This is a genomic window from Kitasatospora sp. NPDC094015, from assembly GCF_040304075.1.
Taxonomy (GTDB): domain Bacteria; phylum Actinomycetota; class Actinomycetes; order Streptomycetales; family Streptomycetaceae; genus Kitasatospora.
Map to the genome: position 1 here is coordinate 1 of NZ_JBEOUL010000059.1, position 17,291 is coordinate 17,291.

At 72.6% G+C, this 17,291-nt stretch carries 14 protein-coding genes and 1 pseudogene; 9 read left to right on the top strand and 6 right to left on the bottom strand.

The window, feature by feature from the left end:
* Positions 1-715: 715 nt before the first annotated feature.
* From ABT014_RS33610 to ABT014_RS33625, 4 genes are all read left to right on the top strand, one after another.
* The gene (locus tag ABT014_RS33610) at positions 716-1,867 is read left to right on the top strand and encodes a lactonase family protein (RefSeq protein WP_350643491.1); all 1,152 of its coding nucleotides are present in this window, start codon (positions 716-718) and stop codon (positions 1,865-1,867) included.
* A gap of 1,189 nt (positions 1,868-3,056) precedes the next feature.
* A complete protein-coding gene (locus tag ABT014_RS33615; protein ID WP_350643493.1) occupies positions 3,057-4,682 on the top strand; it encodes a DUF4331 domain-containing protein in 1,626 nt (541 codons plus the stop codon).
* Between the two features lie 191 nt (positions 4,683-4,873).
* Complete coding sequence (locus tag ABT014_RS33620) at positions 4,874-5,365, top strand: class F sortase (RefSeq protein ID WP_350643495.1); 492 nt, start codon at positions 4,874-4,876, stop codon at positions 5,363-5,365.
* Positions 5,366-5,400: 35 nt separating this feature from the next.
* On the top strand, positions 5,401-6,732 hold the full coding sequence (locus tag ABT014_RS33625; protein ID WP_350643497.1) for a tetratricopeptide repeat protein: 1,332 nt from the start codon (positions 5,401-5,403) through the stop codon (positions 6,730-6,732).
* Between the two features lie 13 nt (positions 6,733-6,745).
* On the opposite strand, the gene ABT014_RS33630 is transcribed toward ABT014_RS33625, so the two are convergent.
* Together ABT014_RS33630 and ABT014_RS33635 are read right to left on the bottom strand one after the other, a co-directional pair.
* Complete coding sequence (locus ABT014_RS33630) at positions 6,746-7,096, bottom strand: hypothetical protein (protein ID WP_350643499.1); 351 nt, start codon at positions 7,094-7,096, stop codon at positions 6,746-6,748.
* A gap of 27 nt (positions 7,097-7,123) precedes the next feature.
* Positions 7,124-8,740, bottom strand: coding sequence for a high frequency lysogenization protein HflD (locus ABT014_RS33635; protein ID WP_350643501.1), 1,617 nt, complete (start codon positions 8,738-8,740; stop codon positions 7,124-7,126).
* Positions 8,741-9,198: 458 nt separating this feature from the next.
* Here ABT014_RS33635 and nicT point away from each other — a divergent pair, with 458 nt between their 5' ends.
* The 5 genes from nicT to ABT014_RS33660 all read left to right on the top strand — a co-directional run bounded on the left by nicT (position 9,199) and on the right by ABT014_RS33660 (position 14,364).
* Positions 9,199-10,290 (top strand): Nickel transporter NicT, encoded by a 1,092-nt coding sequence (gene nicT, locus ABT014_RS33640; RefSeq protein ID WP_502895146.1) that lies wholly within the window; start codon positions 9,199-9,201, stop codon positions 10,288-10,290.
* Positions 10,291-10,519: 229 nt separating this feature from the next.
* Positions 10,520-11,968 (top strand): DUF4331 domain-containing protein, encoded by a 1,449-nt coding sequence (locus tag ABT014_RS33645; protein WP_350643505.1) that lies wholly within the window; start codon positions 10,520-10,522, stop codon positions 11,966-11,968.
* Between the two features lie 80 nt (positions 11,969-12,048).
* Positions 12,049-13,353, top strand: a complete 1,305-nt coding sequence (locus tag ABT014_RS33650) for a tetratricopeptide repeat protein (RefSeq protein ID WP_350643507.1) — start codon at positions 12,049-12,051, stop codon at positions 13,351-13,353.
* A 104-nt stretch (positions 13,354-13,457) separates the two neighbouring features.
* Positions 13,458-13,628 (top strand): hypothetical protein, encoded by a 171-nt coding sequence (locus ABT014_RS33655; RefSeq protein WP_350643509.1) that lies wholly within the window; start codon positions 13,458-13,460, stop codon positions 13,626-13,628.
* Positions 13,629-14,085: 457 nt separating this feature from the next.
* Entirely contained in the window at positions 14,086-14,364 is a 279-nt protein-coding gene (locus ABT014_RS33660) for a hypothetical protein (RefSeq protein WP_350643511.1), read from the top strand.
* Positions 14,365-14,422: 58 nt separating this feature from the next.
* Here ABT014_RS33660 and ABT014_RS33665 read toward each other — a convergent pair whose 3' ends face one another.
* The 4 genes and pseudogenes from ABT014_RS33665 to ABT014_RS33680 form a co-directional block, all read right to left on the bottom strand.
* On the bottom strand, positions 14,423-15,130 hold the full coding sequence (locus ABT014_RS33665) for a TIGR04282 family arsenosugar biosynthesis glycosyltransferase (protein WP_350643517.1): 708 nt from the start codon (positions 15,128-15,130) through the stop codon (positions 14,423-14,425).
* Positions 15,104-15,691: pseudogene (locus ABT014_RS33670) on the bottom strand (glycosyltransferase family 2 protein); the annotation flags it as partial. The gene ABT014_RS33665 and the pseudogene ABT014_RS33670, both read right to left, overlap by 27 nt.
* Positions 15,692-15,771: 80 nt before the next feature.
* Positions 15,772-16,509: a methyltransferase domain-containing protein gene (locus ABT014_RS33675; protein ID WP_350643513.1), complete on the bottom strand. Its 738-nt coding sequence runs from the start codon at positions 16,507-16,509 to the stop codon at positions 15,772-15,774.
* The coding region (locus ABT014_RS33680) for a hypothetical protein (RefSeq protein WP_350643515.1) at positions 16,506-17,291 on the bottom strand (786 nt) is incomplete at its 5' end. The genes ABT014_RS33675 and ABT014_RS33680, both read right to left, overlap by 4 nt.

Here is a 17,291-nt window from a genome sequence, read left to right on the forward strand (position 1 = left end):
GGGCGGGGCCCGTCCTGTTGAGTGCCAGGGCCCCGCCCCTTGCACGTACCGCCTTCCCGAGTAGTCGGCGCTACGCACACACCGCATTCGCCGCCGGTTGCGCGGCCTGGGTGCCACATCGCTGGTCCCGGCGCAGCCGGAACGCCAACGGCCTGGGACTTCGCCAGCAACTACGCACGGCGGACTCCATAGGCCCCAGGTTGCACCGCCCGTGTCGGCGGCACGGCCGAACGTGCCCCTACAGCCCGTCGGCAGGCAGTTCAGCCCGCGGTGGTCGAACCGGCCCGCGGCCGCGGCCGCCCATGCGCCTCGTAAGGCGCTGCGATCACCTCGTCCACGCATCGCATCCCGATCGCCGGGAATGTCTCTTCTTCGTCGGCCACCCCGCTCGGTTCGGCGCGGCTGGCCCCCAGCCGCCAGCCGGACACCGGGCCGCGTCCTCCCGTCCTCCTCGCGACGACTGCGGACGCCGCCCCCGGCCGTGGCCCGTGCCGGGCTGCCCGTGGTTCGGGTTGCCGGCCGCCTGCCGGCAATACCGATCGGTCCGATCGCGCGCCGCTTCCGAATATTCCGACATAAAGTCACATAAGGTGCGCCTTGCGGGTGTCGGACCGGCGCCCGTTCGGATGTGACGTCGAGCCACTGGGAGTTGTCCGTCCGGCGCCCCGCACGTCCGATCAGGACGCCGTTTCCCTCTGCCTGGAAGAAGTGCATCGTGCAGAATCTCGCCCGTCTCGGTGTCGCCGTCGCGACCGCTCTCGTGGCCGCCGCCGTCTCCGCCCCCGCCGTGTCCGCCACCCCGGCAGCCGATGACGACTACGGCCACGGCGGTGGCGGCCGGCACGCCGTGTTCGCCCAGACTGACAACACCGCGGGTAATCAGATCGTCGCCTACCACCGTGGCGAGGACGGCCGGCTGGCGCAGGCCGGGGTGTACGACACCGGCGGCCTCGGCGGGGTGCTGGACGGCTCGGTCACCGACCACTTGGCATCACAGGGCTCGCTCACCTACGACCCCCGGCACGCCCTGCTCTACGCGGTCAACGCGGGCAGCGACACCGTGACCGTCTTCGCGGTCGACGGTGACCGGCTGGAGCGGCGCCAGATCGTTCCTTCCGGCGGCCGGTTCCCGGTCAGCGTCGCCGTGCACGGGGACGTGGTCTACGTGCTCAACGCCCTGGACGGTGGCTCGATCCAGGGCTTCACCGTCGAGCACGGACGCCTGGCGCAGCACGCCGACTGGAACCGCTGCCTGGGTCTCGACCCGAACGCGACCCCGCAGTTCGTCAACACCCCGGGGCAGGTGGGCTTCACCGGAGACGGCTCCAAGTTGGTGGTCACCACCAAGGCCAACGGCAACAGCATCGACGTCTTCGACCTGGAGCACTCCGGAGCCCCCGCCTCAGACCCGGTGGTCACCGTGCAGCCCGGTGCGGTGCCGTTCAGTTTCGTCACCGACGGCGCCAAGGGACTCTTCCTCACCCAGGCCGGGCCGAGTGCCGTCGCCACCGTTCACGTCCACGACGACGGCACGGTCATGCAGTCCGCCGCCGCACCGACCGGGCAGGTCGCCACGTGCTGGATCACCGCCGCGGGCGAGTTCCTGTACGTCTCCAACACCGGTAGCGCCTCCGTCAGCGGCTTCCGGGTCGGCCCGAACGGTGTGCTCACCGCGCTCGGCAACACCACCACCGACCCCGGGACCGTCGACTCCGCCGCGTCCGGGGACGGCCGGTACCTCTACGTCCAGACCGGGATCAACGGCATTCTGGACGAGTTCAAGGTCAACCAGGACGGCTCACTGACCGCGCTCGGCTCGCACGTTGTCCCCGGCGCGGTCGGCGGTGAGGGCATCGTCGCGTTCTGACCCGAGGACTCCCGTGCCCGTCCGGCCACGCCCTTGGGGCGGTCGGGCGGGCAGGGTTGGGGAGGGTCACCGGGCGGTCGGACAGGGCGGAGGGTTCTGCGGTGGGGGCTCGCCGGGGTGGCTGGAGGGCGGGCCGGATGAGGAACAGCGTCTACGTCGATCGCGGACCCTGACGCAATGGCATCTCCCGGCCGACCGCGGCGCAGGTACGTCGCCGGTACCTGGGGCACCGCCCAGGTGGCCAGGTCAGGCCGCCCGATTCGCCTCATTCCCGCAGGTTGTGTCAGGTAGGCCCTGTCAGCCGACGTGCACGGCCGCGGCAGCCGGTCGGTTCAGCGCGATCCGACTTCATGCAGTTGGCCCTCCCGGGTCGGGGCTGGTCGGAGCTCAGTGACCTAGCTCGGCGCTGCGGAGCCGCCTCCCGGCCGGTAGAGGACGAGGTCGGCGCCGTCGGCAGCAGCAACGCGGAGGCCAGGCATCGTGACGACCGCCGTCGCGGGTGGCGGCACAGCCTGACGGTGCGAAAGCAACCCGTGCACTTCGAGGAGTCCGATCCGGAGCGGTCTGGGGGGCGGGCGCCGCGGTGGAGCTCGGTTCGTTGCCGGGTGGCGTGGGGTCGGGCCGGGCGCAGGTGCGGGTCCGCGGCGTCGTCGACGGGCAGGAGGTCGTCGGGGACGGGTACCGGCCCAGGACGTAGTCGAGGCTGACGGTGTGCATCGCCTCCTTCGGCGGGAGGGCGAGCTCAGCGACCGCGCCGCGGTGGTGGCTCTGCGGCCGTGTCTACGGACTTCTGGCACGGGAGCCCGTGTGTCGCTGATGGCGGGCTTGTTGGCGTCGGTGCGGACGGCGTTCCAGGTCTTCGCGTGGTCGGTGGGTTGCCAGGGACAGCCGGCCGGACGTGGCCGGTGGAGGGAACGGCCTCCGACTCCCTGCCGTCCCGAACGGCTCATCCCGGTGAGCGCGCCGATACGGGGCGTGATGACTTTATGAATGGCTTACCACCGTCGTTCGGGCACCGGGCGGCGCACCCGAGAACTGTCCCAGCCATGATCGTCGGCGCGAGGCAGCGTGTTCGTGTGGAAGCCGACACGGGGTGTCCTGCGCCCGGATGCAGGGCTCCGTCGTCCGCGTGGCCGTGGCCGGCCCGCCGCGGACCGCCGATCCGGGCCGCTCTCCAGAAAGATGGATCATGCAGCCTCCTCGTTCGCCCCGCCTGCCTTCCCTGGCCCGCCGCGCCGAGCGGCCGCTCGCCGGGGTGGGCGTGCTCGCCCTCGCCGCCGCCGGCGCCCTGGCCGGGCTCACCCCCGGTGTCAGCTCCGCCTCCAGCCACCGCGAGGCGCCGCTGATCGCAGGCGATCCGCGGGCGGACAACACCGACGTGTACGCGTTCGTCAGCCCCGACAAGCCCGACACCGTCACGTTGATCGCGAACTGGATCCCCTTCGAGGAACCCAACGGCGGCCCGAACTTCTACGCGTTCGCGGAGGACGCCCGCTACAACATCAAGATCGACGCCGACGGTGACGGCAGGGCCGACACGACCTACACGTGGACGTTCAGCAACCACTACCGCGACGACGCCAACCAGTTCCTGTACAACACCGGTGTCGTGAACAACCTCGACGACCCGACGTTGAACTTCCGCCAGACGTACACCCTCACCGAGACCCACGCGGACGGCAGCACGAAGACGCTGCTCAAGGACGCCGTCGCGGCACCGTCGAACACCGGCCAGGCCTCGATGCCGAACTACGCGGCGCTGCGCAAGCAGGCCACCCTCGAACTGCCCGGCGGTGGACAGACTCTCGCCGGGCAGGCGGACGACCCGTTCTTCCTCGACCTGCGGGTCTTCGACCTGCTCTACGGCGGGAACCTCAAGGAATCCGGGCACGACACCCTCAGCGGCTACAACGTCAACACCATCGCCATCCAGGTCCCGAAGAAGGATCTCGCGCTCAAGGGCGACCCGACCCGCAATCCGGTGGTCGGGGTGTGGTCCACCACCGACCGCAAGGGCACCACCGTCGTCGCCGACAAGGGCGGCGAGGGCGCGGGCGCCGACAAGGGCGGCGAGGGCTACCGTCAGGTCTCCCGGCTCGGCAACCCGCTGATCAACGAGGTCGTCGTCCCGATCAAGTACAAGGACGCCTTCAACGCGCTCAGCCCCGAGAAGGACGCCACCGTCACCCCGGTGGTCGACAAGGTCAAGGACCCGATCGTGCCGAAGCTCATCCAGAGCGTCTACGGCATCCCGGCCCCCGCCACCCCGCGCAACGACCTGGTGGAGATCTTCCTCACCGGTATCTGCAAGGCCTGCGGCCCCATCGCAACCGATCTCAACTCCCAGCAGCTGAACGCCGACGTCAGCAAGGACAAGTTCCTGCCCGGGGAGGAACTGCGGCTCAACATGTCCGTCCCGCCGGCCGCCACCCCCAACCGCCTGGGTGTCCTCGGTCAGGACCTGGCCGGATTCCCCAACGGGCGGCGCCTGGCCGACGACGTCGTCGACATCGAGCTGCAGGCCTTGGAGGGCGCGGCCCAGAGCGGCACGATCGTGCCCGCTCTGGCCGCCGGTGACGGCGTGAACGCCAACGACCACGCCTTCGGGAAGACCTTCCCCTACGTCGCGCTGCCGAACACCGCCGCCGTCAACCAGGCCACCTCCGACAACCCCGGCGGCGGCGTCGCCGCCGGCCTCGGCGGCCTCTCGCTGAGCGGCTTCCCGGTCGTCGGTGCCACCGCCCTCGGCGGCGGCGTCCTGCTCACCGCAGCAGCGGTGCTCACGCTTCGCCGCCGGCGCAGCGGCCAGCAGTGACCCGTCCCCTCGGCTCCGGTCGCCGGTACCTTCTCGCGAGGGGCCGGCGACCGCGTGAGGCCCGGCGTTCCGGGGGCGCTGCGGCGGCGGTCGTCGCCCTGGTGCTCGGTCTGGTGCTCGCCGGGGCGGGGACGGTGACGTTGGCGGGTCGCGGAGGCCGGGGGCCGGTCGTTGTCGAGGACGTCGGCACCGTGCCGGAGCAGATGTCCGGTGCGGGCGCGACGTCCGCGAGCCGCCGAGCACCGCCGGTGCGGATACGGATCCCGCGGATCGATGTGGACAGCGCGCTGACGGAGCTGCAGGTCCAGGACGACGGGCACCTCGGCGCACCGGACGACCCTGAGGTCGCCGGCTGGTGGAGCCAGGGCCCCGTCCCCGGGGACCCGGGCGCCGCGGTGATCGTCGGGCATGTCGACGCCCGCACCGGACCCGCCGTCTTCGCCGGCCTGTCCGTCCTGCGTCCGGGCGACACGGTTGCCGTGGACGCTGCGGATCGCACCACCAGCACGTTCACCGTGCAGGCCCTTCGCAGCTACGCCAAGGACGAGTTCCCCGACGACCTCGTGTTCGGCAGCACCGCCGGGTCGGGCCTGCGGTTGATCACCTGCAGCGGCACCTACGACCGCGGCAGCCGGGAGTACCTCTCCAACCTGGTGGTTTTCGCTTCCCCTAATCCGCGGTGATCCCTGCCCCGCCGCGCCTCCGTCTGGAGTTCTCCGTGAACCGACGTCGTCTGCTGCCCGCTGCCGTGGTCACCGTCCTCGGTGTCGGCCTGTTCCTGGCCGGGGGCCTCGGGCTGGCCCCACAGGGTGGTGGCGATCGGACCACCGCCGGGAGCGTGGACGCCGGCCGTACGGCCGGCGGTGTCGGCCTGGATGCCGACATCCGGGGTCTGCAGGAGCACCTGAAGTCCGTCCCCGGGGACGCCCTCGCCATGGCGTCCCTCGGCCTGGCCTACGTCCAGCAGGCCAAGATCACCGCCGACCCGTCCTACTATCCGAAGGCGGAAGCCGTCCTGACCCTGTCCTTGGGCACGGAGCAGGCGGAGAACTTCACCGCCATGGCCGGCATGGCCGCACTGGAGGCCGCCCGGCACGACTTCACCGCGGCCCTGGACTGGTCCCGGGAGGCGATCGCGGTCAACCCGGACAGCTCCACCCTCTACGGGACCCTCGCCGACGCCTACACCCAGCTCGGCCGCTACCCCGAGTCGTTCGATGCGGTGCAGCGCATGGTCGACCTCAAACCGGGCACCCCGTCGCTGGCCCGCGCCTCCTACACCTGGGAGCTGCGCGGCGACGTCGCCCGGGCCACCGCCGCGATGAAGCGCGCGCTCGACGACGCCAACACCCCTGCGGACCAGGCCTTCGCCCGCTACCATCTTAGCCAGCTGGCCCTCGACAACGGCGACGCCCGAACCGCGCTGACCCACGCCGACGCGGGCCTGCGCGCCGCCCCCGGCAACGCATCGCTCCTGGAGGCCAGGGCCAAGGCCGAAGCCGCGGTCGGTGACACCGCCACCGCCGTCGCGGACTTCCAGCGCGCGCTCGCCCAGGTGCCCCAGCCCGAGTACGTCCTCGAACTCGGTGAACTGCTCCAGTCCCTGGGCCGCGCGGGCGAGGCGGAGCAGCAGTACAAGGTGTTCCGTGCCGAGCAGAGCCTGTTCGCCGACAACGGGGTGTCCCTGGACACCGACGCGGCCTTGTTCGAAGCCGACCACGGTGACCCGGGCAAGGCGGTCTCCATCGCCGAACAGGGCCTGAAGACACGGCCGTTCTTGGAGATGCACGACGCCTACGCCTGGGCCCTGCACGTCGACGGCCGCGACGGGGAGGCGTTGGCGCAGTCGGACGAGGCGCTGGCCCTGGGAATGCGCAACGCCCTGTTCCACTACCACCGTGCCGTGATCCTCAAGGGGCTCGGGCGGCCGGCAGAAGCGCGGGTCGAGCTGGAGACCGCGCTGGCGATCAACCCCGTCTTCCACCCGCTGCACGCCCCGGCCGCCCGCGCCGCCCTGGCCGCTCTGAAGGACGCGGACGGAACGGCCTGAGCCGGCCGGCCGGCTACGGGTTCGGCTGCGGGACGTGGCTCGGGTCGCCGCCGAGTGTGGCGTACAGCTCGGTCCAGCGGCGGTCGATGTCGGTCGGCGGCTTGCCGTCGCAGAACGCCTTGGTCCCGTTGGCCGTGTAGAAGCGCATCATCTCCAGCACCGACCGCGGATCGGATTTCTCGCCGCCGGTGTACCTGGCGCCCGGTTCCTGGCTCTGGTGCTGGATGCAGGACGGGGAGGGGGTGCCGGGTTGCGCGTCGAAGCTGCCCCCCGCCGTTCCCGCGCACGCCGTCAGCAGCGGGGCGCCCAGCAGGGCAAGGAGGAGGAACTCGATGGATCGGCGTACGGGGTTGGCGGGCATCATGGTCGGCCTCCGGCAGGGGACGGTCGGTCACAAGGTTGCGGGCAGGCTTCGGAGGACGAGGCCCACTCCCACGGTCAGGATGAGCAGCGCGGTCAGCAGGGTGCTGTACGGGGTGATTCGGCGCAGCCGGCCGATGACGGGGCCGTCCGCGGCGCCGGCGACCCGATGGCCCAGGCGGACCAGAAGCAGGCCGACGGCGGTCAGGGTGGCGGCCATGCCGAGCCCGTAGGCGAGCACGAGGGCCGCGCCGAAGAGGGTCCGGCCGAGCGCGACGGCGCCCAGTAGGACCACCAGAGCGGACGGGCTGGGCACCAGACCGCCGGCGATGCCGAGACCGATCAGACCACGCCGACCGGGTGCAGCTGAGTCGTGGTGGTGATGGCGACCGGCCCCGAACAGGCCGTGCCGGTGACCGTGGTCGTGGTCGTGGCTGTTCTCTCCACGCGTGTGCTCGTGGTGGGCGTGCGGGTGCGGGTGGTCGTGGGTGTGCTCGTGCGGGTGCGGGTGGTCGTGGGGCCCGACCGCCGCGGAGGTGTGCGCGAGTTCCCTGGCCGGCTCGCTGTCGGCGTCGACGTGGGTGTGGGTGTGCGCGAGGTGCCCGTGGTGTCGGGTGCTCCGAGAGCGCCGGACGGCGTCGGTGAGCAGTGCGGCGCCCACGACAGCGACCAGGGCGCCGCTGAGCACGCCCAGCCAGCCGAGCAGCACGTCGCCCGCCAGCGAGGAGGACGCGGTCAGGCACAGGCCGATGATGAGGACGCCTGCGGTGTGGGTGAGCGTGACGGTGGCTCCGACGGTGACCGCGTCGCGTGTGCGGCCGCGGCGGCCGGCCAGGTAGGCGGCCATGACGGTCTTGCCGTGTCCGGGCAGCAGGGCGTGCCCGGCGCCGAGGACGACCGAGAGCAGCACGGCGAGCAGGCCGAGCGGGACGGTCAGGCGCTGGGCGGCGCCGAGTCGGGTGAGGCGGGCGTCGAGGCCGGCGAGCCATGCCGCGGGCCCGGATCCGTCGGCCTTGACGGCCGTTCCCGCGGCCGGGGCCGTGCTGTTGCCGGGTACGGCCCGAAACTGCGCGTGGGTGACTCCGCTGGGGCTGTCGAGCAGGTCGCGGGGGTAGTTCCGCAGTTCCTCGGAGAGCGAGCTGGCGGGGACGTCGGTGGGGTCGAGGGTGGTGCCCTCGCCGCGGGCGGTGATCTCGTTCCAGCCGACCCGGCTCGGGTCACTCCCGCCGTCGACGCGAAGGGTGGTACCGGTGGCGGGGATGTGCAGGTCGGTCAGCAGGAGGCACTCCAGGCGGCTGGTGCGCAGTCCCGCCGCGCCGTCCTGGTAGCGGAACTGCGCCGATCCCGTGCGCCAGGTCAGGGGCATCGCCGCCTCATCGGCGGTCATACGCAGGAGCTGCGCGGTCTGCGCGCACTGGTCGGCCGCCCAGGCGGCGCGCTCGGTGTCGTCCATGGTGCCGTCGCCGTTGCGGTCGACCTTCGGCTGTTCCTGCAGCGTGGGGATCTCGGCCGTGTCCGTGACAGCGAGGACCTCGATGTGGTCCGGGTGGACGGTGAAGCCGAGGTAGTGGTTGAGCGAGAAGTTCCCGAGGGGATGCGCGCCGGCGACCGGTGCGGCGAGGCCGAGGAGCAGCAGCGCGCCTGACACCGCCGTGCCGGACCGGACAAGGAATCGCGGTAGCGCCACGCTGGGCCTCCGGGGACGGGCCGGGAGCCGCAGCGGCGACGCCCGGCCCGGCGGGCAGAGAAGGGATGCAGGGCAGGGGCCCGACGCTCACCATCCGGGGCCGGAGGTGGTGCCGGATCGCCACCACTCCGGTTCGGGCGGCGGCATCACCCGCTTGGCCCCCGTCCTTCGGACTCCCGTTCCCCACGACCGAACCGATGACCGACAGCGGGCCGCCCGCCGGCAGGGCGCCGGTGCCGCACCTCAACGCGCCCCGGCGCGCCCCGTGACATCGGCTCCCAGTTGCGCCGATAGTGCAACTACGAGACCGCGGCACCGCGTGTGATGCCCCGGCCGTCGAGGCAGGAAGGACGCCCATGGCCTCCTCATCCGCAGCCCAGGACCCGCCCAGACCCGGCCGCGCGAGCACCGTGGTGTCGATCACCCGTCAGGAGTGGCGGCGTCTGGCCGGCATGGGCGGCTTCATCGCAGCCCTGCACATCATCGGCTGGGGCACCCTGGTCGCCGTCGTCGCCCCCGAGCACCACGCGATCGGGCAGAAGACCTTCGGCATCGGGATCGGCGTCACCGCCTACACCCTCGGCATGCGGCACGCCTTCGACGCCGACCACATCGCCGCGATCGACAACACCACCCGCAAGCTCATGGAGCAGCGCAAGCGCCCGCTCTCCGTGGGCTTCTGGTTCTCCCTCGGCCACTCGTCCGTGGTGTTCGCCCTCGCTGTCCTGCTCTCCCTCGGGATCAAGTCCCTCGCCGGTCCGCTCCAGGACGACAGCTCCGGCCTTCACCAGGTCACCGGTCTCATCGGCACGGCGGTCTCCGGTTCCTTCCTGTACCTGATCGCGATCATCAACCTCGTCGTCCTGGCCGGCATCTGGAAGGTGTTCCGCAGGATGCGGTCGGGGCACCTGGACGAGGCCGCGCTGGAGGAGCAGCTCGACAAGCGCGGCCTGATGAACCGTCTGCTGGGCCGGGTGACGAGGTCGGTGCGCAGGCCGTGGCAGATGTACCCGCTGGGCATGCTCTTCGGTCTCGGGTTCGACACCGCGACGGAGATCGCCCTGCTGGTGCTCGCCGGCTCCGGAGCCGCCTCCGGACTGCCGTGGTACGCGATCCTGTGCCTGCCGGTGCTGTTCGCCGCCGGCATGTGCCTGCTGGACACCGTCGACGGCTCGTTCATGAACTTCGCCTACGGCTGGGCGTTCTCCGAGCCCGTCCGCAAGATCTACTACAACCTAGCCATCACCAGCCTGTCGGTCGCCGTCGCGCTCGTCATCGGCACCGTCGAGCTGCTCGGCCTCCTCGCCGACGAGCTCCACCTGCGCGGCACCTTCTGGGACTGGGTGACCGGGCTCGACCTCAACGCGGTCGGATTCGTGGTCGTCGGGCTGTTCCTCGTCACCTGGATCATCGCCCTCGGGGTGTGGAAGTTCGCCCGGATCGAACAGCGATGGGGCCTGCGCGAGGCGGCCGTCACGCCGGCGGTCGCGGCCGGCGAGAGCCAGTCGTAGGTGAGGCGCCGCTCCTCGGCGCGCGCCGGAGCGCTCACGGGGCGCCCACCCGGGTGATCCTTCTGGACCGGGCGGGTGACGCCACCAGACCGCGCCATCCGGCCTGACGAAGTGCGGACGGGATCCGGTCCACAGTGCCGAGTGCGGCTGCGCAGCCGGATCCACGCTCCGCGGCCGCCCCGGCCCGGTGCGGGATCGTCCCCGTCATGGAAGCGAGAACCCCACCCGCATGAACGTCACGCGCCGACCTGCCCGCACAAGCTCCACCGCCCGCACCGCGGCGATCCTCACCACCCTGGCGCTCGGGCTCGCCAGCACCGCGGTCCTCGGCGCCGGAGCCGGTGTCAGCAGCGCCTCCAGCCACCGCGAGGCCCCGCTGATCGCCGCCGACCCGCAGGTCGACAACACCGACGTCTACGCCTTCACCAGCCCCGACAACCAGGACACCGTCACCCTGGTCGCCAACTGGCTCCCGTTCCAGGAGCCCAACGGCGGACCGAACTTCTACCCCTGGGCCGACGGCGCCCACTACGACATCAACATCGACTCCCAGGGCACCGGCAAGCCCGACCTCACCTACCGCTGGACCTTCCACACCGAGGACCGGCGCGGCACCAACACCTTCCTCTACAACAACGGCGTCGTGAACAACCTCACCGACCCCACCCTGCTGTTCCGGCAGTACTACACGCTCCAGGAGCTGCGGCCCGGCTGCGACCCGGTGACGCTGGTCGAGCACGGCACCGCCGCACCCTCCGACACCGGCCGCGCCTCCATGCCCAACTACGCCGGGCTGCGCCAGCAGGCCACCGTGCAGCTGCCGGACGGCGGCCAGACCGTGGCGACCCAGGCCGCCGACCCGTTCTTCCTCGACCTGCGCGTCTTCGACCTGCTCTACGGCGGCAACCTCTCCGAGGTCGGCCAGAACACCCTGGCCGGGTACAACGTCAATTCGCTGTCCATCCAGATCCCCAAGAGCCGCCTCGCGTACAAGGGTGATCCCGGTCGCAACCCGGTCATCGGCGTCTGGTCGAGCACCGAGAAGCAGACCATGAAGCTCAGCCCCGGCAAGGCCGAGCCCGCGGGCAAGTACGTCCAGGTCTCGCGCCTCGGCAACCCGCTCGTCAACGAGGTCGTGCTGCCGGCCGGCCTCAAGGACGCCTTCAACTCCCTGCCGCCGTCGGAGGACCACAACCAGCCAGCCGTCGTGAACAAGGTCCTCAACCCGGAGGTGCCGCAGCTCGTCCAGGCGATCTACGGCCTGCCGGCCCCGGCCACCCCGCGCACCGACCTCCAGGAGATCTTCCTGACCGGTATCGCCAAGGCCACCGGCGGCCCCTTCCAGGTCGACCTCAACTCGCAGCTGATGAACAAGGACATCAACGCCAAGAAGTTCGTCCCCGCCGAGGAACTGCGGCTCAACATGTCCACCCCGGTCACCGCGAACCCCGACCGGCTCGGCGTCCTGAACGGCGACTTCCAGGGCTTCCCCAACGGCCGCCGGCTGACCGACGACGTGGTCGACATCGCGCTCCAGGTGATGGAGGGCGCCACCCCCGGCCACCTGATCGCCGCGCTGGCCGCCGGTGACAAGGTCAACACCGCGGACAAGCCGTTCGGCACCGTTTTCCCCTACGTCGCGCTGCCGTACGACAAGGCCGTCAACCAGCCCAACTGACGCGCCCGCTGCGGGTGGCCGAAAACCAGGTCGGCCGCCCGCCCGGCCGACCGCTCCCACCATGCCGCCGAAGGATCTTGATGCGCCGCCTGCCGCTGCTGATCACCACCGCCGTCCTCTGCGGCGGCCTGGCCGCGTTGGGGGTGGTGGACCGGGCCGGAACGACACCACGCTCGACCTCGGCGGACAGCTCGCTGCACGAGCCCCCGGGTGTGGACAGCTCGCTCGCCCGGGGCATCGCCAAGGACCAGCAGCGACTGCGCACCTCCCCGGCGGACGCCGCCGGCTGGTCCCGCCTGGGGGCCGAGTACGTCGAGCAGGCGCGGCTCACCGCCGACCCCGCCTACTACCCCAAGGCCGACGAGGCCCTGAACCGCTCGCTGAGCACCCAGCCGGACGGCAACGCCGATGCCCTCACCGGCCTCGGCGCGCTCGCCAACGCCCGGCACCGGTTCGCCGACGCCCGCGACCTCGCCGAGCGCGCGATCGCGGCCGCTCCCCTGCACTGGCCCGCGTACGCCGTCCTCGCGGACGCCCGCACCCAGCTCGGCGACGACCAGGGTGCCACCGAAGCCGTCCAGCACCTGCTGGACCTGCGGCCCGGCACCGCGTCCTTCACCCGGGCCGCCTACGACCTCGAACAGCACGGCCGCACCGACGACGCCCGCACGGCCCTGCAACGCGCCCTCGAGGACGCCTTCGACCCCGCCGACCGGGCCTTCTGCCGGTACCAGATCGCCGAACTCGACCGCAACGGCGGCCACGTCGAACAGGCCCTGACGGGATACCACCAGGCGCTCGCCGACGACCCCACCTACACCCCCGCCCTGGCCGGCCGGGCGCGCGCCGAAGCCGCCCTCGGCGACCCGGACGCGGCCGTCCGGGACTACACCGCCGCCCTCGCCCGCGTCCCGCTCCCCCAGTACCTGCTGGAACTCGGCGAACTCCAGGAATCACTCGGCCACCTCACCGAGGCCCGGGAGCAGTACCGGCTGCTCACCGCCGAACAGCAGCTCGCCGCCGCCAACGGTGTCGTCGACGACCTCACCCTCGGCCAGTACCAGGCCGACCACGGCGACCCCGAACAGGCCGTGACCCTCCTGCGCGCCGAATGGCAGCGCCGCCACCACGTCCTGGTCGCCGACGCCCTCGCCTGGGCCCTGCACCGCCAGGGCCACGACGCCGATGCCCTCCCGCTCGCCGAACAGGCGCAGCAGCACGGCTGGCACAACGCCCTGTTCGCCTACCACCGCGGTGAGATCGAACGCTCGCTGGGCCTGGCCGACGCGGCCCGCCAGCACCTGGCCGACGCCCTGCGCACCGACCCGTCCTTCAATCCGCTCCAGGTGCCGGTCGCCCGCACGTCCCTCAAAGTTGTCGGCTGACCTCCTTGCCCGGCCGGATGCGCATCCGGAGCAGCCATGGGGTGGTACCGGGCGCGCGGCCGACAGGGCGGAGCTCGTGTCCACCGCGGCGGAAGTGATGCCCCATGAACAAGCGCATAGCCTGCTCCCTGCTCGCCGCCGGCATCGTCGCCGTCCCGGCGGCCGGCTCCGCCTTCGCCGCCCCGACCCACGGGACCCACGGGAGCGAGCAGTTCTACAACCACCAGGTGCAGGCCAAAACCGAGCACGTCAGCTACAGCGAGAGCACCACCTAGTACGCCGAGAGCGACTGCTACGGCGAGGTCGGGTAGGTACCACGGGAACGGCCTCTTCGGCCGTGGCATCCTCGGTCTGGGCCTGCTCGGCCTGTAGCACCACCTCTCCCGCGGCGCGACGCCGTGAGAGGGCGGGGCCCGTCCTGTTGAGTGCCAGGGCCCCGCCCCATGCACGTACCGCCTTCCCGAGTAGTCGGCGCTACGTACACCGCGCATTCGCCGCCCACGCCGGCATGGACTGCTCGAACATCCCCGGTTCACCCGTTCGGCCCACCCCCCGCCCGGGCCTGCGCCGATCTGTCGACGGATCGGGAGCGCGAGCGCGCCGGAGGAGGCGACCGCAGGAAGGGCGCGACGGCGGCCGGATCGGATCCTGAGCGTCCGTCAGGGATGGTCCGCTGCCCGGACGGTCCAGCCCCCACTGCGGCAGGGACCTCCCCCACGCACTATTGATCGCATGAGAACCACACTTGACCGCCAAGGGCGGGATCAGCTTGCCGCGCTCGTCGACCAGTTGCCGGCCGTTCCCCGCCACGGCTCCAGGACCATCCCGGTGGACGATGTGCTGCTGGAACTCACGGCCGTGCTGGTCGGACAGCTCTCGGCAGCTTTCAGGGACGAGCCGATCGGGCGGGCCGCCGACGTCGTCGCCGACCGGCTCCAGCTGAGCGTTCCGATGACGTCGATCCTCGCGCTGAAGAGCAAGGTCGAGGCCCGTAATCTCGACGTCCGGTAGGCGCCCTGATCCGCCCCGGCATCCGAGCCGTGCCTCGACGGACCTCGATCGTGACCGGTCACTCCCGTGTGGCGCGGCCGGCCGGCGCCCGGGGCGCCCGATCGGTCCGTTCCGTCGAGTGCCAGGTACGAGCGAAGTGGGTGTGCGGTGCGAGGGCGGCCACGGCCCGCGCGTCGGCGGGGGTGTCGACGTCGGTGAGTTCGGGAAGCCGGTGCACCCGCAGACCGGCCGTTTCGAGCCGCTGCAGGACGATCCGGCCGGTGTCGGCGGTGGACATCGGGACGCCGCGCAGGATCCGGCCCGCCAGCCGGGGGGACGGCGCGGCGAGGCCGAGCGCCCAGAACCCGCCGTCCGTGGCGGGCCCGAACCAGGCGTCGACCTCGCCCCGCACCGCCGGGGACAGGGGCCCGGCGAGCATGCCCGCGGCGAGCTGCGGGGTGTCCATCCCGACCAGGAGGGCGGGTGCGTGGGGCGGGGCGTGGCCCAGGGCCGCGGCCAGTCGCTCGTCCAGGCCGGCGCCGCCCTGCGGAACGGTGTGCCATCCCGCGGGCAACCACGGGCCGGGCTCACCCTCCAGAACCAGCACCCGCATCCCGGCGGGCACCGTGTCCAGGAGCATCAGGGTGTCGCGCAGCGCCGCCTCCGCGAGGGCTGCCGCCTGTTCGGGGCTGCAGAACGGTGTCAGGCGGGTCTTGACCCGGCCCGGCAGCGGTTCCTTGGCGATGACCAGCAGGGTCGGCGGCGGCGCGGCGAGGACGGCCCGCATGTCCGCCAGGGCCTGCCGGGTGCCGCGCAGTGTTCCGGTGACCTTGGACCGGCCGGATCTCGGCAGGTAGTCGACCTCGCGTTCGGTGATCCGCATGCCGGCCGCGGCCGCGCTCAGCACCATCTCCAGCGGGTAGCCGCAGCGGCGGTCCCCGAGGCCCAGGGCCAGCAGCCGCGTCCGGTGGGCCGCCCGCATCGGGCCGAGGTCGTGCAGCGGCGCACCGGTGCGTGCGCGCAGGCGCGCCGCAAGGGCCGCGTTGGCGACCCGCGCGTGCCAGGGCCACGCGCCGGGGGCGGTGGGCCGGCGCCTGCCGAGCACCAGGTCTGCCATGCCGTCGGCGACCGGTCGGACGATGCGCGGCAGTTGGGCCGGGTCGAGGGAGGCGTCGCAGTCCATGAAGCACACGATGTCGGCATTGGCGGCGGCCAGGCCCGCATGGCAGGCGGCGCCGAAACCGCGCCGCTGCTCGCGCACGACGGTGGCACCGAGGGAGCGGGCGATGTCGGCCGAGCCGTCGGTGGAGCCGTTGTCCACGACGATCGCCCGCCAGCCGAGCGGCATCCGGGGCAGGATCCAGGGCAGCGCGGTCGCCTCGTCGAGGCAGGGCAGCACCACGTCGACGCTCGCCGGCACGGCCGCGCTCACAGGGCGACACCGCCTGTCGCGGGCACGAGGGGCGAACGGGCCGGTGCTGGTCCGCCCGGTCCGGTCGGGTTGAGGGCGAGGAAGCGGCGGCCCCGGAGCGACCACTGCTCGCGGGGCCGCAGCCCGGCCTGCTCCGCTGCCCGCAGGGCCGCGCCCGCGCCCAGGCGGGCCCATGGGAACCATCCGCTGTGCCGGCCGTCGCCGTCCTCCCAGCGGGCCGTCAGCCGCTGGTCGGTCTCCGCGGTTTCGGTCTCCAGGAGGAGCAGGCCGGCAGGGTGGAGGAGTCGGCGGATCCGGCCGAGCAGCAGGTGGGGATCGCCGCCGATGCCGACGCTGCCGTCGGCCAGGATCACGGTGGCCCACGCGCCCTCGTCCGGGAGCGGGTCGAAGACGCTCGTCCGCAGAACGCGGGCGCCGGCCTCCTCGGCCAGGGCCCCCGCCGTGGGGGCCACGTCCACGCCGAGGGCGTCGGTGCCTCGGCGGGCCAGCGCGGCGACCAGGCGGCCGGGCCCGCAGCCGATGTCCAGCACCGGGCCCCGGCAGCGCCTGAGCAGTTCCTCGTCCGCCGGGTCGGCGGCGGAGCACCAGCGCCGCACGTCGATCGGCACCAGGGCGCCGCCGCGTGTCCTGAGCCGCAGCCGGGGCTCGGTGCCGCCCGGTGCCCGGGAGAACAGGTCGATGGGCTCGGACCCGAAGGGCGGGCTGTCGGCGGTGAGCTGCGGGTGCTCGGTCACGGGCGTGGTCCCTGCGGATCGGAGTGGCGGTGGTCGGTTCGGTAGCGCAGTGCGCGTCGGACGAGCAGCCGGATCAGCACCAGGGCGGCTGCCGCCGCCAGCAGGACCACGGCCGCGGCAGCCGCAGAGGACTTCGGGTTCAGGGCGCCGATGGCGGCGGGCGTGGGGGCTGCTGGGCCCCGGTGCTGCGAGTCGGGGCCGGTCGGCGGTGGCACGGTCGGCGGTGCGACCGGCCGGCGCCCGCGCGGAGCGGTTTCAGGGTGCGGCGCGGGACCGCCGAGGTGCGGCCGCGGTGGCGCCGGATCGTGCCGGCCGGCTCGCCCGAGCAGCAGGCGCCCGGCGAGCAGGAGCGCCGAGGCGGTGAACAGCGCTGCGGTGATGAGCAGCCAGCGGGTGAGGTAGACGGTCTCGGAGAGTGCGGTGGCGCCGGGGTAGGGCTCGGAGAGGTCGAGGACGAGGGGGAACCAGACCAGGAGCAGCAGCAGGGACAGGAACGCGGGGACGCGGACGTGGTTGACCAGGCCGGTTCCGCCTGCGCGGGTGCCGGCGGTGCGGGGGGCCAGCGCGGTTCGGGTGGTGAGGTCGGCGCCGGAGTACAGGGGGACGAGGACGAGGTCGTGCAGCAGGGCGCCGCCGATGAACCAGAGCGCGACCTCGAGGCTGCGCCCGGTGAGGAGCCGCTGGGCCGCGTAGGCGGCGAGCGCGAAGCAGCCCGCCATCAGGAGGAGGTGGAGCGGGTGTGCCCCGTACCGGGTTCGCAGGCGGGTCGAGGCGGTGGTGGG